General features: G+C 68.0%; 3 protein-coding genes and 1 pseudogene. 1 reads left to right on the forward strand and 3 read right to left on the reverse strand.

Annotated elements, in window-relative coordinates; all coding sequences use genetic code 11:
• Positions 1–198, forward strand: a 198-nt coding sequence (locus ACH13J_RS18260) for a hypothetical protein (protein ID WP_397544771.1), incomplete at its 5' end; no start/stop codon positions are given.
• Here ACH13J_RS18260 and ACH13J_RS18265 read toward each other — a convergent pair.
• The 3 genes and pseudogenes from ACH13J_RS18265 to ACH13J_RS18275 form a co-directional block, all read right to left on the reverse strand.
• A complete protein-coding gene (locus tag ACH13J_RS18265; protein WP_397544772.1) occupies positions 195–422 on the reverse strand; it encodes a DUF7220 family protein in 228 nt (75 codons plus the stop codon). The two genes, ACH13J_RS18260 and ACH13J_RS18265, sit on opposite strands and share 4 nt — an antisense overlap.
• On the reverse strand, positions 419–1,408 hold the full coding sequence (locus tag ACH13J_RS18270; protein ID WP_397544773.1) for a DNA cytosine methyltransferase: 990 nt from the start codon (positions 1,406–1,408) through the stop codon (positions 419–421). The genes ACH13J_RS18265 and ACH13J_RS18270 overlap by 4 nt, the downstream gene beginning before the upstream one ends.
• Positions 1,408–1,666, reverse strand: a pseudogene (locus ACH13J_RS18275) (DNA methylase); the annotation flags it as partial. The gene ACH13J_RS18270 and the pseudogene ACH13J_RS18275, both read right to left, overlap by 1 nt.

Below are 1,666 nucleotides of genomic sequence, written 5' to 3' on the forward strand. Positions count from 1 at the left end.
GCGAACACCGCAGTCACACGGGGACTGGTACTTCGAAAGTTGACCCTCAATCATCTAGTTCGGATGACGGAAGATCGCGAATACCTGATTTCACGCTATGGCCCTGAACTCTCGGGATCACTATCCGAAAGCAATCGGCTGATGGCGACGCTCGCCGAGATTGCCAAGAAGGTTCGACCGAAGGTCTTGACCAGTTAGTGTGCCTCCGGATTTGATCGGATCGCCTCGAACAACCGCCGCAGCAGATAGCCGCGCACCAGCGAGACGCCAACGAAGGCAAGTCCGATGGTCATGTGCTCGTCCATCCCCGTCTCGATCCCGAACCACGGGAACACGACGATCTGCGTTGCGATGGCCAGACCATAGCCGACGACGACATTCGTCGCGGCCTCGATCATGGACATGATCCGGCTCTGCTTCATCGCATGCTCTCCAGAAACGCTGTCACGAATTCCGCCGCGAGCGGCGGCACGATCGCATTGCCGTAGCCCCGCAGGAGCCCCATGCGGCCGGGTATCCCATCAGCCAGCGGGAATGTTCCGGGTTCAACGGGCCGCCAGCGGCCATCGCGGCAGAGGAGCCAGTCCGGATCTCGCCAGACGCTGTCCTTCGCGCGGCTCCTGGCGGGGTCGGCGCGTTCGACCAGTCCACCAGCTTCACCGTCCTGCGGCTCGCATCCGTGTTGCCGGCCGCGTTGTACGCTGCAGTCGCGGGCGAGCCCGCCATCGCCGTCGGCCAGCCCGCCAGCCAGACCTGCCGACCCAGCAGCGCATTGATCGGCACCGCCCGGCATTCCGAACCGTCCTTGTGATCCCGCGCCGAGGCCGTGGCCCAGCCCGCCTGCGGCTGGGTCGAGGGCGACGGCGCCGAAGAACAGCCGCTGGCGGATGTGCGGCGCACCGATGCCCGCAGCCGGCAGATCGGCCGCCGCGACGGCGTAAGATGCTGCTTCCAGCGCATCTGCCAGAGCGTCGAACCACGCCCAGCCAGCCGGCCCCTCAGCCGCTGTGCGAGCCGCGCCGCCAACCGGTCCGAGCACCGCCGCGCTGGCGACCTGCTCTCCGAAGACGAGTTCCGGGCGGCAAGCTGCGACGAGCCGCAGGAATGCCGGGGCGAGATGGCGGTCATCGTCCTGTCCCTTGCGCTGCCCGGCCTGACTGAAGGGCTGGAAGGGCGGCGAGCCGGTCCAGACGGACAGGTCCGCGGCCACGCCGGCGAGGCGCAGTGCGTAGGGCCAGCCGCCGATCCCGGCGAAGAAATGGCATTGCGCGAAGCCGCGCAGGTCCGCGGGCTCGACCTCGAGGATGGATCGCTCGTCTACCTCGCCGGCAGGCAGGAGTCCGACCGCGATCAGTTCCCGCAGCCATGCGCAGGCCGCGGGATCGGCGTCGTTGTAGTAGACGGCCATCAGGCAGCGGCATCGGCCTTGTCGCCCAGCCGCTCGGCCTTCACCTCGGCGAAGGTCCGGCCATCGCCGTCGAGGATCGCGTCCTTCCCGGTCTCGCCCTGCCAGCGCTCGACCGCGACATCGACATAGGCCGGGCTGATCTCCATCGCGAAGACGCGGCGGCCGTTGGCCTCGCCGGCCATGATCTGCGAGCCGGAGCCCGAGAACGGCTCGTAGCAGAGGCCGCCGCGCGCCACGTGCTGGCGCATCGGGATGCCG

The organism is Roseovarius salis (assembly GCF_044472985.1).
GTDB lineage: Bacteria > Pseudomonadota > Alphaproteobacteria > Rhodobacterales > Rhodobacteraceae > Roseovarius > Roseovarius salis.

What these genes read in the sequence shown, in the direction of transcription:
- ACH13J_RS18265 (WP_397544772.1), bottom strand. Translation starts at nt 422, where the DNA reads ATGAAGCAGAGCCGGATCATGTCCATGATCGAGGCCGCGACGAATGTC.
- ACH13J_RS18270 (WP_397544773.1), bottom strand. Translation starts at nt 1,408, where the DNA reads ATGGCCGTCTACTACAACGACGCCGATCCCGCGGCCTGCGCATGGCTG.